The 17,497-nt window shown below is 50.2% G+C and carries 14 protein-coding genes; 3 read left to right on the plus strand and 11 right to left on the minus strand.

What is annotated here, in order from left to right; all coding sequences use genetic code 11:
- Positions 1 to 183: 183 nt before the first annotated feature.
- The 3 genes from OZX70_RS08915 to crgA form a co-directional block, all read right to left on the minus strand.
- Entirely contained in the window at positions 184 to 1,905 is a 1,722-nt protein-coding gene (locus OZX70_RS08915; protein WP_277180886.1) for a SpaA isopeptide-forming pilin-related protein, read from the minus strand.
- A 335-nt stretch (positions 1,906 to 2,240) separates the two neighbouring features.
- Positions 2,241 to 4,118, minus strand: coding sequence for an isopeptide-forming domain-containing fimbrial protein (locus tag OZX70_RS08920; RefSeq protein WP_277180888.1), 1,878 nt, complete (start codon positions 4,116 to 4,118; stop codon positions 2,241 to 2,243).
- A 942-nt stretch (positions 4,119 to 5,060) separates the two neighbouring features.
- Positions 5,061 to 5,636 (minus strand): cell division protein CrgA, encoded by a 576-nt coding sequence (crgA, locus tag OZX70_RS08925; protein WP_277180890.1) that lies wholly within the window; start codon positions 5,634 to 5,636, stop codon positions 5,061 to 5,063.
- A 96-nt stretch (positions 5,637 to 5,732) separates the two neighbouring features.
- On the opposite strand from crgA, the gene OZX70_RS08930 reads away from it, so the two are divergent.
- From OZX70_RS08930 to trxB, 3 genes are all read left to right on the plus strand, one after another.
- On the plus strand, positions 5,733 to 6,530 hold the full coding sequence (locus OZX70_RS08930; protein ID WP_277180892.1) for a DUF881 domain-containing protein: 798 nt from the start codon (positions 5,733 to 5,735) through the stop codon (positions 6,528 to 6,530).
- A gap of 569 nt (positions 6,531 to 7,099) precedes the next feature.
- Entirely contained in the window at positions 7,100 to 8,158 is a 1,059-nt protein-coding gene (locus OZX70_RS08935; protein ID WP_277182200.1) for a class E sortase, read from the plus strand.
- 117 nt (positions 8,159 to 8,275) lie between these two features.
- A complete protein-coding gene (gene trxB / locus OZX70_RS08940; RefSeq protein WP_277180894.1) occupies positions 8,276 to 9,343 on the plus strand; it encodes a thioredoxin-disulfide reductase in 1,068 nt (355 codons plus the stop codon).
- 284 nt (positions 9,344 to 9,627) lie between these two features.
- On the opposite strand, the gene OZX70_RS08945 is transcribed toward trxB, so the two are convergent.
- From OZX70_RS08945 to rpmH, 8 genes are all read right to left on the minus strand, one after another.
- Positions 9,628 to 11,151 carry a ParB/RepB/Spo0J family partition protein gene (locus OZX70_RS08945; RefSeq protein WP_277180896.1) on the minus strand — a complete coding sequence of 508 codons (1,524 nt, stop codon included), beginning with the start codon at positions 11,149 to 11,151 and terminating at the stop codon, positions 9,628 to 9,630.
- Position 11,152: 1 nt separating this feature from the next.
- Positions 11,153 to 12,100: a ParA family protein gene (locus OZX70_RS08950; RefSeq protein WP_277182201.1), complete on the minus strand. Its 948-nt coding sequence runs from the start codon at positions 12,098 to 12,100 to the stop codon at positions 11,153 to 11,155.
- A gap of 784 nt (positions 12,101 to 12,884) precedes the next feature.
- Positions 12,885 to 13,571 (minus strand): 16S rRNA (guanine(527)-N(7))-methyltransferase RsmG, encoded by a 687-nt coding sequence (rsmG, locus tag OZX70_RS08955; protein WP_277180898.1) that lies wholly within the window; start codon positions 13,569 to 13,571, stop codon positions 12,885 to 12,887.
- Positions 13,572 to 14,087: 516 nt separating this feature from the next.
- Positions 14,088 to 14,777, minus strand: coding sequence for a R3H domain-containing nucleic acid-binding protein (locus OZX70_RS08960; protein ID WP_277180900.1), 690 nt, complete (start codon positions 14,775 to 14,777; stop codon positions 14,088 to 14,090).
- Positions 14,778 to 14,875: 98 nt separating this feature from the next.
- Complete coding sequence (gene yidC / locus OZX70_RS08965) at positions 14,876 to 15,901, minus strand: membrane protein insertase YidC (protein ID WP_277180902.1); 1,026 nt, start codon at positions 15,899 to 15,901, stop codon at positions 14,876 to 14,878.
- Entirely contained in the window at positions 15,901 to 16,191 is a 291-nt protein-coding gene (yidD, locus tag OZX70_RS08970; protein ID WP_277182202.1) for a membrane protein insertion efficiency factor YidD, read from the minus strand. Before yidD ends, yidC begins: the two co-directional genes overlap by 1 nt.
- A 227-nt stretch (positions 16,192 to 16,418) precedes the next feature.
- Positions 16,419 to 16,940 carry a ribonuclease P protein component gene (rnpA, locus tag OZX70_RS08975; RefSeq protein WP_277180904.1) on the minus strand — a complete coding sequence of 174 codons (522 nt, stop codon included), beginning with the start codon at positions 16,938 to 16,940 and terminating at the stop codon, positions 16,419 to 16,421.
- 18 nt (positions 16,941 to 16,958) lie between these two features.
- Positions 16,959 to 17,093, minus strand: a complete 135-nt coding sequence (rpmH, locus tag OZX70_RS08980) for a 50S ribosomal protein L34 (protein WP_277145976.1) — start codon at positions 17,091 to 17,093, stop codon at positions 16,959 to 16,961.
- Positions 17,094 to 17,497 lie beyond the last annotated feature (404 nt).

Here is a 17,497-nt window from a genome sequence, read left to right on the forward strand (position 1 = left end):
CAGATGAGCTTTCATTTATCAGTCTGAGCGCGCAAAAAAACACTTCACCCTAGCATGAACAAGACTTCTTCAGACCAGATATGAAAAGAGGTGGTCAATCAGGAACCAAGGTTCCAGATCAAACCACCTCTTAAGTCACCTCAATGGTTGAGCATCATGCTCCACCATATTGGTTGTCAAACCTCACATGCGAGCATTCGCCAGATTCTTGCGACGCATCTTGGAAGTGACCACTGCAACACCACCGCTGATAATCGCCAACAGCACAACGAGCGCAACACCCACACCACCGGTAAGCGGCAGTCCAGCAAGCGAATTAGTGTTCTTGACCGTGATCTTGCCATTGTAGCCATTAGGACTATCCTGTGTAATCGAATTCCTGCCTACCAATCCAATGGTATCAGGATCGTTCGTGAAGGCTGTTACACTGGCCGTACCATCAAGATTATACGCGATATGAACCACAAAGCTTGATTTGGTGTAATTATTAGATGAACCAGTCTGCTGAATGTAATAATCTCCAGAAGGAAGGCCATCAAAGACCAACTTGCCATCACCGTTTGTTGTAATGGCTGCATCAGTACCTGTTTCATCATAGGTATACGCAGTGGTCCCATTGGCCTTGAACTTCAGCTGTGTTCCTGAAGAGCTCGTCCCAGCATACACCTTAAATGCACCATCATTTGCAATGGCTGTTCCTTGTCCATCGACGTTCGTTAGCGTCACTGAGTACAGTGCAATCTTAGTTGTAGCATCGGCATTCACGTCAGACGTGGTTGCTGGAGTGGAGGGATCGGTCGAATACGTAAGCTTGGCAGCGTTATGCTGCGATTGCCATGTATCGCCAGAAACTGCCGTGAGCGTTACCTTATAAGTGAGTTTGATAGCTTTGCCAGTCGGGAACTTGTCTTGTTTCACGAACTCAGCGCCTTTGAACGCGAAAGTTACGGCAGTACCAGGTGCGGATGGAGACGGCTCAGTGACATCAACGTCACCAATTGCACCGATTCCATCAGTTACGGTCAGTGCTGCAGAACCGGGAACATAAACCATACCTTTGGTCGGCGTATCAGTCATAGTGAAGGTGTAGCTATCCATACCTGCGGTAACAGGCACCTTACTGGAAAGAGTGAACTCGACGGTATCGCCAATCTTAGCCTTCTTGAGCTCTGTTTCCCTGTTACTACCAGTCAAAGTCGTATCCGTACCGCCGGATGTAAGTTTAGTGGCTTCCTTCGTGAGCGTCGGAGTTTCGGCCTTCAAATCAACCTTGCCCAAAGGCTTAGTTGTGCCACCGAGCGTGATATAGGAAGTGCCGCCTACTGTAGTACCTACCAAAATCGGGACGGACTTAGAAACGCCTGCCGTCGCGGTAGTGTCTCTAAGCAGGTAGATACCGACCGGCATATCGGTGATGACCAAATCGTCACCGCTGGCAGCAGCAGTACCCACAGAGCCATAAGTAAGACTCGTATCCGCAGCTAAAGTCTTCACGAATGTGCGAATCGTACCAGTATAAGGCGATGAGCTAGAATCAGACCAAGTCTTTGCAACATATTCCATTGGGTTTGTTGACTCATAGCCTGTTGTTGGTGTCACATCACCATTAGCCTTCTTAACCGCCTTTTGAACAGCCGTCAACACTGGATCCGCTGCAGTATCCACGCTGACAACAGACAGATTCGTACCACTATCCGTTTCAGCATACGTATATGACGAGAGCTTTACCATCTCAAAAGTATGACTTGCACCCTTGGTAATTGTAATCTGGCCTTTCGAATTTGCGCCAGACAGATCTACTTCAGTTGCATTCGCAGTGCCGACGCCTAGAGCACCCATGGCGAGCAGAGTTGCTGCGGAAAGCACCATAGCCGCCGCGCTGCGTAAGCCTTTTCCTAACTTCATAATTACTCCCTGTATTTTTTTAAATACATGTTTTATTTTTTACGTTTCGTTGTGTCGAACTTCGCACATCAGGAACACCATCAACGGTCCAGCTCAACATGCTTAATCCCCTTCGAGAAACCGCATGCCCATCTCCGGCGCACCCCACAACAAAAAGTTGCATAATGTAATTCATTATACTACGAGGTCTGTTTAAATTATCCGTTATTCGCAGCCTATTTTATTAGCCGCTTCCAATCGTGCATCTCATTACATATAAACCTCGTTTCATTACATCTTTTTGTTCCTCGTCTGTCGGCCGCAAACCCGTTTTCGGGTCGCATCACGACCGGCCATTAACGTTGTATTCGGTGGCGTCTCCTCATCAGAGCAGTACCTGCGAGCACCAAGGCGCACAGCATGACCAGCAAAGCAACAATCGAGATGCCGGTAGCAGCCAACGAGCCTGGACCGTTGACGGGATGTCCGGTCAGCGTACCGATGATGCCGGGAAGACCGTCGATGCTTTTCTTGGGTTGCGTAACGTTCACCGTGATATCCGCACCAAGCTTGTCACTCGCAGCAGCTGGCTTACCGACCAGCCCGTTGGCGTCATCGCGAACGGTGGTGACATACGCACCGTCATTACTGGGATCTTCAGTGATGCTGACATCAAAGTCTGCCTGCGCCGCATCCGGTGCGCTGGACGGGGAGCCAGTCTGCTTGATGGTATAAATCCCCGGTGGCAATCCATCCAACTTGAGCCCGCCAAGACTTTCACCACCCTCAGCAATGTGCTTGCCGTCTGCGGAAACAAGATTCGACGTGGAATGCGAAGCTTCGTCCTCGGCCGGATGGTATACATACGAACCATCGGCTTGTTTCCTGAACGTCAGAGGCTTGTTGTCACCCTTCCGGTAGACCTCAAAGGTCGTGCCGCCGGTAGGCGCGTTGCCTTTCGCGCCGTCAACGCTATGGAACTTCAGGTAGTAAGAGGAGAACTTGACGCCCGTCATGTACGCGTGCTGAGTTGCTCCGCAAGCCGGGGCAGAAGAATCAGCTACGCAGGATCCCGTCGGTTGGTTGGCAACGCTGCTCGACCAATCCACACCGGGAATATTCTTTTGTTTTCCGGTTTGCACGACCTTCATGTCATAGGTGATGACGATGGGCGCGTTGTAGGTATACGCCATCACATTCGGGAACGTGAATCCGATGTATGGGGCACCGCTGATATTGCCTTGATCGAAGTAAACCTCATTATTAGGCGTTGGCAGCGGAGCCGCGGAAGGAGCCGTGACAACAGTGATGGGAGTTCCATCAACTGTTACTCTCGCAGAGTTGGCTACATACTCCAAGCCAGCACTCGGTTTATCGGTGATTTTAAAGAAGTAATTGGTAAACCCTGCGGTCATGGGGACAGAACTCGTGAGCTTGAAATGCATGATGTCGCCGTCGAGCGGAGTATCCCCACGGTCGACCGACTTGTTGTTTGCATCGGTGGTGGAGACCCACTTCTTGGCAACCGTCGGGGTGCCGGACTTTTTCGCATTAATCTGGCCGATTCCCTTCAAACCGGTACCGACGAATGAGCTAAGATGATCAGACCCGACAGTGGTACCCACCAACATCGGAATTGACTGATTCTGGGCGGTGACATCTTCTATGACATAAAGGCCCTCGGCCAATCCAGTAAATTCGGCCTTGCCATTAGATACTGATACAGCAGCGGCTGCAGTAATCGCGTCCTTAAATTCCTGTTTGTTTTGCAGCTTGGTGACGAAATTACGCAACTTACCTGCATAACCGGTTGAAGCGGAATTTGAAGTCTTGTCTTGATTGTCCGTGCGACCATTATCGTATCCAAGCCAATGCTTGGAAATCCAACAGACAGCATCGTTAGGGCATTCGCCGCTCGTTCCGGCTGGCGTTGTGGCACCGGCTTCGGTGGCCGCCGAGTCAACCGCGTTGGCAAACATTGGAGAAGTTGTCAATTTCTCGACTTCAAGCCCGGAAATCGAATTCCCATCGTTCTCGGCACTGGAATACGCACCAATTTGGACAGCCTTGAACTCGTGGCCCGCTTCTGCATCGGTGACTGTAATCTGACCATTATTGCCAATCGAAACCGTGCCTGCGTTCGCCGTCCCCACACCGACGATCGAGCATGCCAACATGGCCACTGCACCCATCGCAGCGGCTACTGCCTTGAACAATGACTTGTGTACAGCCATAATCCCTCTCTCAATGAAGCGCGCGACCTATGCACACATCACCGTATTACTATTTGGCTTGGAAACTATCCCTACCAAACGTATTTCACTATACCCAACATTAACATATACCACGCCTTATTTTTGCGGCGAATGCTGAAACCGACATCGATGTTTTTCTCCCTTCTGCCACGTTATTTCATCGTCTTCACTGAGATGGTTAACAAGTGTTAAGGAAAAGTCACACGTTTAATTCATTTCAATCGTTTATCAAAAATCAACCATTCCTCGAAGATAAACTACGCCGATGTAGTTTTCCACCGAAGTGGAAAACTTTGTGGATAACTTGGGCACAAGCAGTGGATTACGTGGGGAAAAGTCACCGAGTTATCGACATTGTTTTTCAAATTCCTTTATTTTCAACGATTCCAGAGTGTGTACAATGTGGATAAGATTAGTGCACAAACCAGAAGTCTTATCCACACCTCTTGTGAACAACTCCCGACTTATCCACACTTATACACAACACTAAAATAAAACTTGTGGATAACCTACGAAAAATCTGATATTGCCGATTTTCAAATATCAAAAAGAATGCATTACCGAAAAATAAACATCAACCGAACTTAAGAAATCCGAATTCAAAAATCAGAAATCATGAAATCTGATAATGAACGAAAATTTGATTTTTTATATTTATCATTGAGGTTCACAAATTCCGCGCGCCAGAGGCATTTTTTCGATGTCCAATATTTGCACACAAAATTTTCACACAATTGGGCCTATGCATCATGAATATTTGCAGGTATGCCTGCATATCCTGCATATCCTGCATATAAAAGTGCATCCCTCAATCGTTAACGGATTTCAAGAGACGCACTTCGATACAACAGACGGTTCACAGACGAAAGCACAAAGCTAACCGACTTCAGCGCCTTGCCGAGCGCGATGCCGATAACGGAATCAGCGCCACCACATCGTCATGATGAAGCCGACCATCACGATGCAGAAGGCGATCAGCAGGTTCCATGCGCCGATGCCGGGAATCGGGTACTTGCTGGTGAGGTAATACACAACGGCCCACGCAAGACCGAGGATCATCAGGAAGCAGAACAGCGGCACGAACCAGCTTGGGTTCGCCTTGGTTCCCTTGATGGTCTCCTCGACGCGCTTGCTGTTCTCGGCCTGACGCTGGGCGACGCGGCGCAGCTGCGGGCTCATCGTCTTCTTGTCGGCGCTGGTGGCGCTCAGCAATGCATCGATCTTGTCCATCGGCAGGTCGAGGTCGTCGTCATCGTCAGTCGCGTCGTCAGCGGTCTTGTCCGATTCGCCGGATTCATCCGACTTCTCTGAAGTTTCAGTGGCCTCGGCGCTTTTATCGGCAGTGTCGGAATCCTTCTTCTCGGTCGCCTTCTCATCACTTTCGGCGGCATCAACAGCGTCGCCGCTCTCCTGCGTTCCGGGCTTGTCCCATGCCTTCTGCGCCTCATCCTGCGTAGCGGCGGCATCGGCGCCCTTATCCAGCTCTTCGTCAGCCATAAGCGTAGTCTCCATTCAATAGGCTAAACGACATATTAGTGTACACTCGAAACAAGAAGACGGGTACGTAAGCATTTACGTAAGGATTTTGAAATAATGAAGGAAACTCCGGGCAAGCACAAGGCGAAACGCTCGCGGCTTGGCGGGGTTGCCGTCTTTGTTGTCGTCGCGCTCACCGGATTCCTGCTGATGACCAACATCCGTGTCAACAAAACCAGCGTGGTCTCTTCGGACGCCGCACAATTGGTGGAGCAGCGCGTCACCCAGGTCGACAAACTGCAAAAACAGGTCAAATCGCTGGGCTCGCAGGTCAATACGCTCAACAAATACGCGGGCAAGGACAGCTCAAAACCCAGCAATTCCAGCGAAGATCCGGGAGCGGGAACCATGCTTCCGGCGGTTACCGGCCCCGGCATTTCGGTCACGCTCAACGATTCGCCGCTTTGGCAGCATATGGTCTCGGATTCCGCGACGGGAACGGCCACGAATATCAATGATTACGTCATCCACCAGCAAGATATCGAGTCTGTGGTAAACGCGCTTTGGCGGGGCGGGGCCGAGGCGATGATGATTCAAGACCAGCGGGTGCTATACAACTCCGCCATCATCTGCAAGGGCAATATCCTCATGTTGCAAGGCAAGCAGTATTCGCCGCCATATACCATCTCCGCCATCGGCCCGAGCGGCAAGATGCGCGACGCGCTCAACAATTCGAAAGCCATCCAGACCTATCAGGAATATGTCAGCGCGTTCGGACTGGGCTGGAAGGTCGAAGACAAGGACACCCTGCGCTTTCCCGTGGCACCGGTGCTGCAGACGCTGAAGTATGCCACCGTGACAAAAACCGACAATAAAGGAAACGATGATAAAGCGGGCGAAAGCGGCAATAAATAATAAATAAGGTCTGAGAGCGGAAACGGCTATACAGACGGATACAATTGACTCATACTGGTCGATAGATATGTGGGGATTTCAAGCCTTCAACAATTGCGGCGGCAATGACGGAACCAATGCCACAGCAAGACGACACCAATACGGAACGAGAGATGGATTTCATGGCTGATAACGGCGACTACAACGACAGCGGCCGGCGGCGCAAGGACGCCGTTCAACCGACCGACTTGGACGAGGCTTTCGACGATTTCGGCGTTCCCGATTCGACCGATGCAAACGAGGAAACGCAAGCGTTCCAGGCTAATCAGGCTCCTCAGTCTAATCAGACAACACAATTCGCATGGCAAGGTGGGGCACAATCCGGGGTGCAATCCGCGTCGCAAGCGAGCAGACCCAGCAGACAAGGGGGGCTCGCGGGTCAGGGCGACTTCGCGCAACCCGACGTCAATGGCAACGCACTCAATACGAACCACGTCCGGCATACCAGTCACAAAGCCGGCGACAACACAAACGGCTACGGTGCCAATGGCAGCACCCCACGCTCGAAATCGAGACGTTGGTGGGCAGCGCTGGGCATCTTCGCCGAAGTCCTCTTCACAATTGCTGCGATTTGTGCGCTCTACGTCATTTGGCAGATGTGGTGGACTGGCGTGCAGTCTGAGCATACGCAATACAATCAGCGTCAATCGGTTTCTTGGAGCGACCCAAGCAAGACTGCAGGCTCCGCGAACGGCGTCAACATCGCCAAAGCCCAGGACGGCACCCCTCCAGTTCAACCCGAAAGCGCCAATCCCGGCGATATGGTCGCGCAAATCTATGTCCCGCGCTTCGGCGACCAATGGCAACGCAACATCGTAGAGGGCACCGACATGACCGCGCTAAATGAGCACGGCATGGGCCATTACAAGGAGTCCCAAATGCCTGGGCAGATCGGCAATTTCGCCGTGGCCGGCCATCGCAACGGGTATGGGCAACCTTTGGGCGATGTCGACAAGCTCAAGGTCGGCGATCCAATTGTAATACGAACCAAGGATTATTGGTACGTCTACACTTATACCAGCGACAAAATCGTGACGCCGGACCATGTGGAAGTGATCGCGCCGAACCCTGAAAACCCGACGGCGCCCGCGACGGAACGCATGATCACACTGACGACGTGCGAGCCGAAATACTCCACCCCGACCCACCGTTGGATCAGCTTCGGCAAGTTCAAGTATTGGGCGAAGGTTTCGGACGGCGTGCCTCAGGAGCTTACGCATACCGGGCAGAACGGCAAGGTCCAGTTCATCAACAACCAGAAGGAATCGGTGTTCGCCAAGCTGCCTTCGCTGATTCCGATTATCATCGCCTTGCTTGTTATTTATCTGGTGCTGTTCGTCGCGGCCGCTCTGGCCTGGCGCTGGCCGCTTCGCCGCGCCATCAAGGCCGGCAATGTCAAAAAGCCGGATCCGAGCATTTACGGCGGCCTGACAAGGCTTCAGCCAGGAATTAAGGGGATACGCATACTGCTGGTGGTGCTTTTGCTCTTAGCGGCGGCGCTGGCCATCATGCAATGGGCCTGCCCGTGGGCGGCCACCAACATACCGATTCTCCACCAGATGTCGAACTATGTTGCGGTAACCAACTGACAATAATTTTGCATTTGGTGATACGTTGATTGCGGCTCTTAGCGCGATTTTCTGCCCTAGAATCAATGAGCGCAGCCAAAGGTTCCCATAACCCTGGTGCAATGTTAGAGTGTTTTCATGACTCAAGAGAATACACAGCAAATTAATCTTCTGAACATAGGCAGGAATACCCTCGGCAACAACGCTGGCGGTGACACTGACAACAAGACTCAGAACGCCTCTGACAAGTCCGTCGAAAACAGCGTGCGCGATGTGATTATCGTCGGTTCGGGTCCCGCGGGCTACACCGCAGCCATTTATCTCGGCCGCGCCGGCTACAAACCGCTGGTTATCGCCGGAGCCCTCACCCCCGGCGGCCAGCTGGTCAACACCACCGAAGTCGAGAACTATCCCGGCTTCCCCGATGGCGTGATGGGTCCTGACCTCATGGACAGCATGCAGAAGCAGGCCGAAAAGTTCGGCGCGGAAATCGTTTTTGACGACGTGGTTTCCGTCGACTTCGGCGACGGGTCGGATGCCGGTGCGATGAAGACTGTTACTTGTGATCAAGGAGAGGTTTATCAGGCTCCGGCCGTCGTAGTCACCACCGGCTCCAATGTACGCAAGCTCGGCGTACCAGGCGAGAAGGAATACTCCGGTAAAGGTGTCTCCTACTGCGCCACCTGTGACGGTTTCTTCTTCCGCGGCAAGCCGATTGTCGTGGTCGGTGGCGGCGACAGTGCCTTCACCGATGCCGAATTCTTGACGCGTTTCGGTTCGTCGGTAACACTGATTCATCGTCGCGAAGAATTCCGCGCGTCCAAGATTCTAGTTGATCGAGCCAAGGCCAACGACAAGATGTCGTTCATCCTCGACTCCGTGGTTGATAAAATCAGCGGCGAAGACGGCAGCGCCAAGTCAGTCACCGTGCGTAATGTCAAAACCGGCGAGACCACAGAGGTACCAGCTTCCGGCGTTTTCGTGGCCATCGGCAACACCCCGGCCACCGAATTCCTTAACGGAGCCCTGGACCTCGACGAGAAAGGCTATATCAAGGTTGACGGGGCTTCCACCCGTACGTCATTGCCGGGCGTTTTTGCCGCTGGTGATGTGGTCGACAGCGTTTATCGTCAGGCCGTTTCCGCAGCAGGTATGGGTTGCCGCGCCGCTCTCGACGCGCAGGATTACCTCGACAGCATCAAATAATAAATTTGTAATACTATTCTATTTGCCCAATATGCTTGTTACCTGTTAAACGTTTGCATGGCAAATATTGGCAATTCAACAAAATCCCGTTGAATGACCTTCACATTGAGCCATTTTCAACGGGATTTTGTTATATTGATATTTTAGAGAAACTCTTTACACAGAACCGCTTACAGAATCGTTTATACCGTATCTATGACAAATCCGTTTGGTACCGAACGATTGTGTACTGAGCCGTTTTGTATAGCGCTGTTTTCATCTAGCTTCGTTTTGTACCAGACCTTTTATACCCAACCGTTTTCATTATTTCCGCTTTGATCTGGGACCAACAGGTTGACGATACGATCCATGTCTTCCGGTGAAGAAAAGACGATTTCGATACGCCCGCGCTGTTTGCTACCTTTGATGGCGACCTTCGTATCGAAGCGGTTCTCCAAGGTGTGCTGGATGGGTGACTGTGCCCATGGATTGTCTTTCTTGGACTTCTGCTTTTTGCCGCCGTCCTTGCCATTGGTTTTCATGGCAACGATTTCCTCGGTGCTGCGAACGGAAAGCCCTTCAGCAATGATGCGGTTTGCGAGCTTCTCCATTTCCTCCTCGTTGGGAAGCCCGAGAAGTGCTCTCGCGTGGCCCGCGGAAAGCACACCCGCCGCGACCTTCTTCTGCACGGAAGGCGGCAAATTGAGCAAGCGCAATGTATTGGCGATTTGCGACCGTGACTTCGAGACGGACTTGGAAAGCTGCTCTTGGGTCAAGCCGAAGTCCTCCATCATCTGCTGGTATGCAGCGGACTCTTCGAGAGGATTCAAGGCCACGCGGTGGAGGTTTTCCAACAGGGCATCGCGAAGCATCTGATTATCTGAAGTGGTTTTTACGATTGCGGGAATTGATTTCAATCCGGCGAGATGAGCCGCACGCCAGCGCCTCTCCCCCATGATCAGCTCGTATTCGCTGTCCATATTTTGCTGGGAGTGCCTGCTGATGACTGAATTATCGGACTCAGGCGAATTGGCGGCTTTCTGATTCGACGGACGCTTGCGGACAACCACTGGCTGCAGCACACCGACTTCCTTCAGCGAAGCGGCCAGCTCCTTAAGCTCATCCTCATCAAAGATGGTCCGCGGCTGATTGGCATTAGGCCCTATCTTATCAAGATCCAGTTCGACTAAATACCCGCCTTCAACAGGCTTTAAATCATCGGAGCCTGCCACTTTCGCTTCTTTTTTCTTCGAAGTTTGACTCCCGGAAGTCTTAATCGCATTGTTGACGGTATTAACTGTACTTGGACGTTTTGGTTCTTTTTGAGCAGACGGCTTATCTGCTTCTCCGCCGTCTTTCTTATCGACAGTACTGCCGAAGAATAAGTCACTTGGGTGTGCCATTCCTTCTTTCAACGAAGGCATTGCCAAGCGTTTTCTAGATGAGGCCTTCGATGTTTCACGTGAAACATTCTTCTTCCTAGAAGCCGTCTTTCCGTGACTGTCCTCTTTACCATTCGATTTAGCAGTTGAAGATTCCGTTATTTTTTTGCCGTCGGTTACTTTTTTCTTCGATGTTTCACGTGAAACATTTTTCTGTTGACTTTTACCAGTAGAGTTTACAGACGTACTCGACTTTTTACCGGATCTAGCTTCTTTCGTTCGTGCAGATGTTTCACGTGAAACATTTTGCGACGAATCAGCCTTTGAAGGTTCCTTCGGTGTTGCTGCTGCACCATGAGCAGTGGCCGGACTTTTCGTTTCTGGCTCGCCCGGCAAAGCGGGGAATAGAGCACCAAGGCCTTTTCCTAAACGCGACTTCGATGCCATTTCAGTTACTCCTCTGCTTTCTATCTTCTAATGTCTTCAATACCTGCGGCGACCTTCGTGCTATCTCCAATGCAGCCTCACGATAGGATACTGCACCTGTTCCATGAGGATCATATTCGATGACAGTTTTGCCAAAACTCGGAGCTTCAGAAATCTTTACAGACCTTGGAATCGTTGTCTGCAAAACGATATCTGGATAATGTCCTTTGACCTGATCGTAGACTTCTTTGCTCAGCAACGTACGTTTGTCAAACATCGTGACCAACATCGTCGAAACCAAGAGAGTCGGATTGTAATGTTCCTGAACAAGTCCGATGGTCTGAATTAATTGACCAAGACCTTCGAGCGCGTAGTACTCAGCCTGAATTGGTATCAGGACCTCATTGACCGCACACATGGCATTGATGACCAACAGGCCAAGACTCGGAGGGCAATCAATGATGACGTAGTCATAGTGCTTCTTGGAAGATGAAGTAAACTCATCTAGTGCTTCTTTGAGCAAGTCATTCCTATTGGTCAAGTCAGCGACTTCCAGTTCCGCACCACTTAAATCTATGGAAGATGGCACAACGTCCAAGGTCTTGAACTTCTCAGAAGACTGTTTTACCTCGCCAATGGTTTGCCGAGCTTCCAAAACATCATAAATAGATGGTTCACCGGTATTATGCTTTACGCCCAGTGCTGTCGAGGCGTTGCCCTGCGGATCCATATCTATGACAAGCACCTGCGCTTTTGACAAAGCAAGTGACGCTGCCAAATTGACAGTAGTTGTCGTCTTCCCCACTCCGCCCTTTTGATTTGCGACGGCGATATATCTGGTTGCTTTCGGCTTTGGAAAACGTACCTTATTCAATGCTTCGTACCGCGATGTCACCTCAGCCATTTCAGAACCAAGAGAATCACCTTTGTTCCCGAAAATACGTCTGATCGTTTCCGAGGCAGATTCCATATCCATCAACTCCCTACGACTATCCGCCGTGAATCACAGACTGTGGGATCAGCACAGCAAATTCTTGTTCTAGTTCTTCTAGTTTCGTCATTCGTATGGACAGATTTCGTTTCTACTTACTTATCCACAGTGATGTGGATAAGTGTGCGTAACTTTTGTGCACAACTTCATGGTTTCGAAAATTTGTTCGTATAACCGTTGAAATCTCAGCAATAAGGACTGAACAATGAAATACACTCTAAAATGTGGATAACTTTTAGAGTTGCCTAAAATGTGGATAAGTTTGGTACATTACCCTGTTTCATGCGAAACATTAGACATGAATCACAGAGACAAAAGTACTGATAATTAAAACAATTTCAAGATGATTCTGCAAAGAAAATATCATGGTTAATGTTTCACGTGAAACATTTAGACATGAAACACTAACCAAGAAATTACTTAAAAATCAGATATTAATCGAGGTTATCCTTTTTCCGGTATAAGGATAAAAGATGCTGTGGAATATTCAATTTTAATTACTAGAAAGTAAAAAAATATATAAATAAAATTTGGCTTCAGACCAGAATGTGTGTCCAATAGGCCCTGATTAATTGAAAGATTAGGCAAAGAGAGGGTTCGAATCTTCCCATGCCAATCTTAAACAGCTTGTACGCTATGTGGCAGAAGGCTCCGATGCCCATTTTGGATACACATTCTGGCCAGTATCCAATAAATACAAAAGTCAAATAATGCTGGGAATGTTTCACGTGAAACATTCCCATATGTTGATCATCGAAGAACTTTATTTTTTATCTACAATAACTACATGCGTTGCTTCGAATCCATCGGCAATAGGAGCTTCCAAAACCTTAGGATTACGACCTGCATTTTTCTGAATCTCTTTAGCAGCTTTACGAACCTCAGCCGGTGCGGAACGACCTTTGAGCGCTATGAGCTGTCCGCCGTGCTTGATCAGAGGTAAAGTCAAACCACTGAGTTTTGTCATTGGGGCAACAGCTCGACATGTAACAACAGCGAAGGGATGCATGTTCTTATCATGTTTGAGTTGCTTGATATATTCTTCTGCCCTTGCACGAACAACCTGTACGTTCCCTAATTCCAGCTCTTCAACACATTCTTCAAGCCATTCGACTCGACGCTCCATAGGTTCAATAAGGGTGACCTCGTGATCCGGTAAACAAGCTGCGACCACGATACCTGGAAATCCTCCGCCACTTCCTAAATCCGCGACGCTTTTGAATCGCTGTCCATCAGTCGATGATTCGATGAAAGGAACAATGGCAGCAGAATTGAGGATATGCCGTTCCCAAATAATGTCGACATCGCGGGGACCGATGATGCCACGCTCTTCGCCTTCCTTGGAAAGTTTCCGTTTAAATGCTTGCATCTTCGGAAACACATCTCCGAACATATCATTCAATAGCGTAGACTTTTCCAACTCTTCGTCGGTATGTATCTGTGCGTCCATCTCATCCCTTATCTATCACGAACAACTACTAAATCTACCAGAGACTTCGCACATCTCTCACAAAAACCAATCAGAAATCCACCAGCGTAAATAAAAAGATGGGATTATAGGCCAAAAAATGTTGTTTATAATCGGGGTTTGGCCTTGCGGGAGTAGCGTTTCGTCCTGTTTTTTTCTCCTTGAAAAAGCCGGGGTACTGCTGGGTTGATTCTTGGACCATGGAAATGAAATCAAGGCAGGCTAAACGGCACCTCTCAATGCCTGTGAAACCGCTTAAAAAGTGCCTCCCTCCTCTTTCGGCCATCATAATAAAGATACTGTGACAACCACGGTTTGGAACTATAGACTCAAAATATCAATCCTGAAACAACACTTTTTGGCCTATACCCCAAAAAATGCGAATCATAAGTAAGATTCATTCCCATTAAACAGAGCAAATGAATAAGGCCACGGTTAAAAACCATGGCCTCAATATCGAGCGAAACATCTGCTCACTTAAAACGCAAAACTACAAAATCAACGCTCCTCGTCGATGTCGTCTCCCTCATCTTCATCTACATCATCTGAATCATCGTGATCATCAACAGGCTCACGATCGTCGTCAGAATCTGGAACATCCTCTTCCAGCTCATCCACATCGATGATTGTTTCACGTGAAACATTCTCGGGATCGTCATCGTCAAGCTCCTCATCATCCAAATCCTCATCAGAAGAACGAGGCTTCAGATAAATAGTGACATAACGATGGGGTTCCTCACCATGTGAACGTGATTTAAGCCCTTCCTCACGAACGAGGTCATGGACAACCTTGCGCTCGAAGGAATTCATCGGATCGAGATTGGCCGGCTCACCGGTCTCGCGCACCTCATCGATCACATCAAGTGCTAAATCACGCAGATGCTGGCGACGCTTCTTCAGGTAGCCGTCAACGTCAAGAATCAGTCGAGACCGGTCGCCCGTCTTCTGCTGAACGGCCAGACGCGTCAGCAATTGTAATGCATCAACGACTTCGCCTTTATGCCCGATGAGGTTCTTAATGTCCTCATCGTCATCAGCAACAATCTGTACGGTCGGACGTCCGTTGCGCACGCCCATCTCGATATCGCCCTCGTAATCCGCGATATCCAGCAGCCCTTCAAGATAGTCAGCGGCAATGTCAGCTTCGTCATTGAGCTGCTCGACTGTCTTTTCTTCATCTCGCGACATATTCAACTCCTTTACCCAACTTAATGTCCTTCATTTTAAACCATACCCGACCCCGAACGTTATATGTATTACATACATGAACGAGGCCGGACAACGCCTTACTTTTTCTTCTTGCGTTTACGCTTCGGCTGCTCACGCTGGTAACCGTGTTCCTCGCGCAATCTCGCTTTCTCTTCGGCCTTGTTCAATTCCTCTTCTTCAAGCGACATTTCGCCAGCCTTCTCGCGACGTTTGTTCTCGTTGATGTGATCGCGTTTCTTCTTCTCGTCGTCAGCGCGAGACCCCGGAGTCGGGAACTCGCGGACCTGCCAAAGCGAACGCAACATATTGCAGATGTTGTTGGTCAGCCAGTAAACGAGCACGGCGAACGGCATGGAAATTGCTGAGAAGATGTACATCAGCGGGAAGATCCAGGTCATCATCTGCTGCATCTTGTACTGCTGCCCCTCCATCGCGGCCGGCGGCAAATTCTTACGCATGTTATTGAACTGCATGTACCACATCGCCAGGCACATCAGGACGGTGAAGATGCCGATGACAACTTTGCCGGAAACGTCGGCCATGCCGAACGTATTGGAAATCTTCAGGCCGAAGAGATAGGTGTCGGCGAATTCCGCCGCAGTGGCCTTGTCGAAGGCACCGAGCGCGGCACGGGAACCGTGCGCGATATAAGGGATGGCCGAAAGCATGTAGAACATGCACATGAACACAGGGCCCTGAATGAACATAGGCAGGCACGAACCCATCGGGTTGACCTTGCTGTCCGAATACAGCTTTTGGGTCTCGCGGGCCATGGCCTCTTTGCTCGCCGAGTCCTTCTTGCCCTTATACTTCTTTTGGATATGCATCAGCTTGGGCTGCAGAGCCTGCATCTTCATCATGCCGCGCATCTGCTTGACATACATCGGCAGGATGATGGCGTGGACGACGAGCACCAGGAAAACGATAGAGAGAATCCACGAAAGCCCTCGCGACGGCAGACCGATCAGGGTCATGAGCTTGTGGAACCAATACATGATCTCGCTCATCAGCCATTCGATGGGCGTCAGGATTTTGTATACCCAACCAAACAATCCTTGATCGAGAAGGAAGTGGTTGTAATCGGGATTGGTAATGAAGTGCATTAGGCCGTCTCCTTCACGTCTGAGGCCAATGGGGTCAGTCGCGGCTCTTCATGAGCTTTGGACCAGGAAAATCTATAAAAAATCGAATATCGTTGAGGCACGTCATCGATGCCGCCGTTGCTCCAAGGCCGGCAACGCAACAGCCTCAGCACGGCAAGCAATCCCCCGCGCGCGGCACCGTAGCGGGTCACCGCCTGGATCGCATAGTTGGAACAGGACGGATAGTATTTGCAGCAGGGCGGGTTCCCCGCGGAAATATGGACTTGATACCAGCGTACGGCGGCAAGCATCGCACGGGAGACCGCGGAACGGGATTGGCGTGTGCCGGAAACCGGCACCCTTGTTCCTGCCACAATTTCCGTACGCATCGTTTCCGGAGACGTCGAGCTGCAATCCTCGCCTTTGAAGGCCATATGATCTGTTTTGCGCGTCTTTTCAACCATTGCAGGCCAATCCGATTTCTTGCGGGAATCAAAGGCACCTTGTGCCGACACTGCTCTCTTTGCACATACGGCAGTCATGATCGACCGCCTTCAGCAACAGCAACGGTTACCGGTTTCATGTCGTTGCGACCCTGCCGCGCCTTGCCGTTTTGTACGGACTTACGGCTCACCGCGACGAACAGCTCCTCGACCTGGGTCTCCAAAGAGGAAAAGTCGGCATGTGCGGCACTCGGTTTGGCGCGCATTACAATATCGCAATGCTGCGGCAATGAACTTTCGTGGGCACCGGCTAAAACACGGAAACGACGCTTAACGTGGTTGCGCATCACAGCGTTACCGACGTTTTTGGATACGGCAAGCCCGAGGCGTCGCCTCGTCATATTCTGCCGAAACGCGTCTTTGGATACGGAACTACTCGTAGCTTCCATAGCCTTGCCAGTCGATTCTGCGTGTGCTGCGGCATTGTGGTGGCCATCGGCGTGACTGCAACAAGAATCGTCGTACACCAAGAAATGCACGACGATATCCTTTTCAGTGACTTTTCTGCGACGCTTCAGCACCCGGACAAAATCACGATGGCTTTTCAGCCGATCCATGCCCTTGCCGTCGATTGATCAGACAGCCAGGTTCTTGCGGCCCTTGGCGCGACGGCGGTTCAGTACCGCGCGGCCGGCGCGGGTACGCATGCGAGCGCGGAATCCGTGCTTCATGTGGCGACGACGGTTATTCGGTTGGAATGTCCTCTTCATAATATGCTCCCGGTTTGTTTTTAGCCATGCAAAGGCATGGCTCCTCATGAGTCAAGCTCTACCAAATTACTCTCACCCCTAGTCCCAAGTCAAACCGAGCGAATTTCACTAGTTAAATGTGGATAACTTATCGCGCATCTTCACAATTGAAAACATTTGTGGTACCGCCTACAAAGGGTTGAGATTAAGCCGTTTGCGGCCGCAAAGTTATCCACAAATTACATTGATGTTATTCACATTTCAATGTTTCCAACACGCAAGACGGTGGATAACTTTTCTATAGGTCGGAGTACATATAGATTATTGCATCGCGGAAGTCAGCAGTGTGGTGCCACATTGAATCGATTCTGGCGCGATGGACAAGGCATCGTTGCCGGAAACATACGAAGAAACTAGGAAAGAGC

It is taken from the genome of Bifidobacterium sp. ESL0732, from assembly GCF_029395535.1.
GTDB lineage: Bacteria > Actinomycetota > Actinomycetes > Actinomycetales > Bifidobacteriaceae > Bifidobacterium.

What these genes read in the sequence shown, in the direction of transcription:
- OZX70_RS08950 (WP_277182201.1), bottom strand. Translation starts at nt 12,100, where the DNA reads ATGGAATCTGCCTCGGAAACGATCAGACGTATTTTCGGGAACAAAGGT.
- trxB (WP_277180894.1), top strand. Translation starts at nt 8,276, where the DNA reads ATGACTCAAGAGAATACACAGCAAATTAATCTTCTGAACATAGGCAGG.
- yidD (WP_277182202.1), bottom strand. Translation starts at nt 16,191, where the DNA reads ATGCTTGCCGCCGTACGCTGGTATCAAGTCCATATTTCCGCGGGGAAC.
- OZX70_RS08960 (WP_277180900.1), bottom strand. Translation starts at nt 14,777, where the DNA reads ATGTCGCGAGATGAAGAAAAGACAGTCGAGCAGCTCAATGACGAAGCT.
- crgA (WP_277180890.1), bottom strand. Translation starts at nt 5,636, where the DNA reads ATGGCTGACGAAGAGCTGGATAAGGGCGCCGATGCCGCCGCTACGCAG.
- rsmG (WP_277180898.1), bottom strand. Translation starts at nt 13,571, where the DNA reads ATGGACGCACAGATACATACCGACGAAGAGTTGGAAAAGTCTACGCTA.
- yidC (WP_277180902.1), bottom strand. Translation starts at nt 15,901, where the DNA reads ATGCACTTCATTACCAATCCCGATTACAACCACTTCCTTCTCGATCAA.
- OZX70_RS08930 (WP_277180892.1), top strand. Translation starts at nt 5,733, where the DNA reads ATGAAGGAAACTCCGGGCAAGCACAAGGCGAAACGCTCGCGGCTTGGC.
- rpmH (WP_277145976.1), bottom strand. Translation starts at nt 17,093, where the DNA reads ATGAAGAGGACATTCCAACCGAATAACCGTCGTCGCCACATGAAGCAC.
- OZX70_RS08920 (WP_277180888.1), bottom strand. Translation starts at nt 4,118, where the DNA reads ATGGCTGTACACAAGTCATTGTTCAAGGCAGTAGCCGCTGCGATGGGT.
- rnpA (WP_277180904.1), bottom strand. Translation starts at nt 16,940, where the DNA reads ATGGATCGGCTGAAAAGCCATCGTGATTTTGTCCGGGTGCTGAAGCGT.
- OZX70_RS08945 (WP_277180896.1), bottom strand. Translation starts at nt 11,151, where the DNA reads ATGGCATCGAAGTCGCGTTTAGGAAAAGGCCTTGGTGCTCTATTCCCC.
- OZX70_RS08915 (WP_277180886.1), bottom strand. Translation starts at nt 1,905, where the DNA reads ATGAAGTTAGGAAAAGGCTTACGCAGCGCGGCGGCTATGGTGCTTTCC.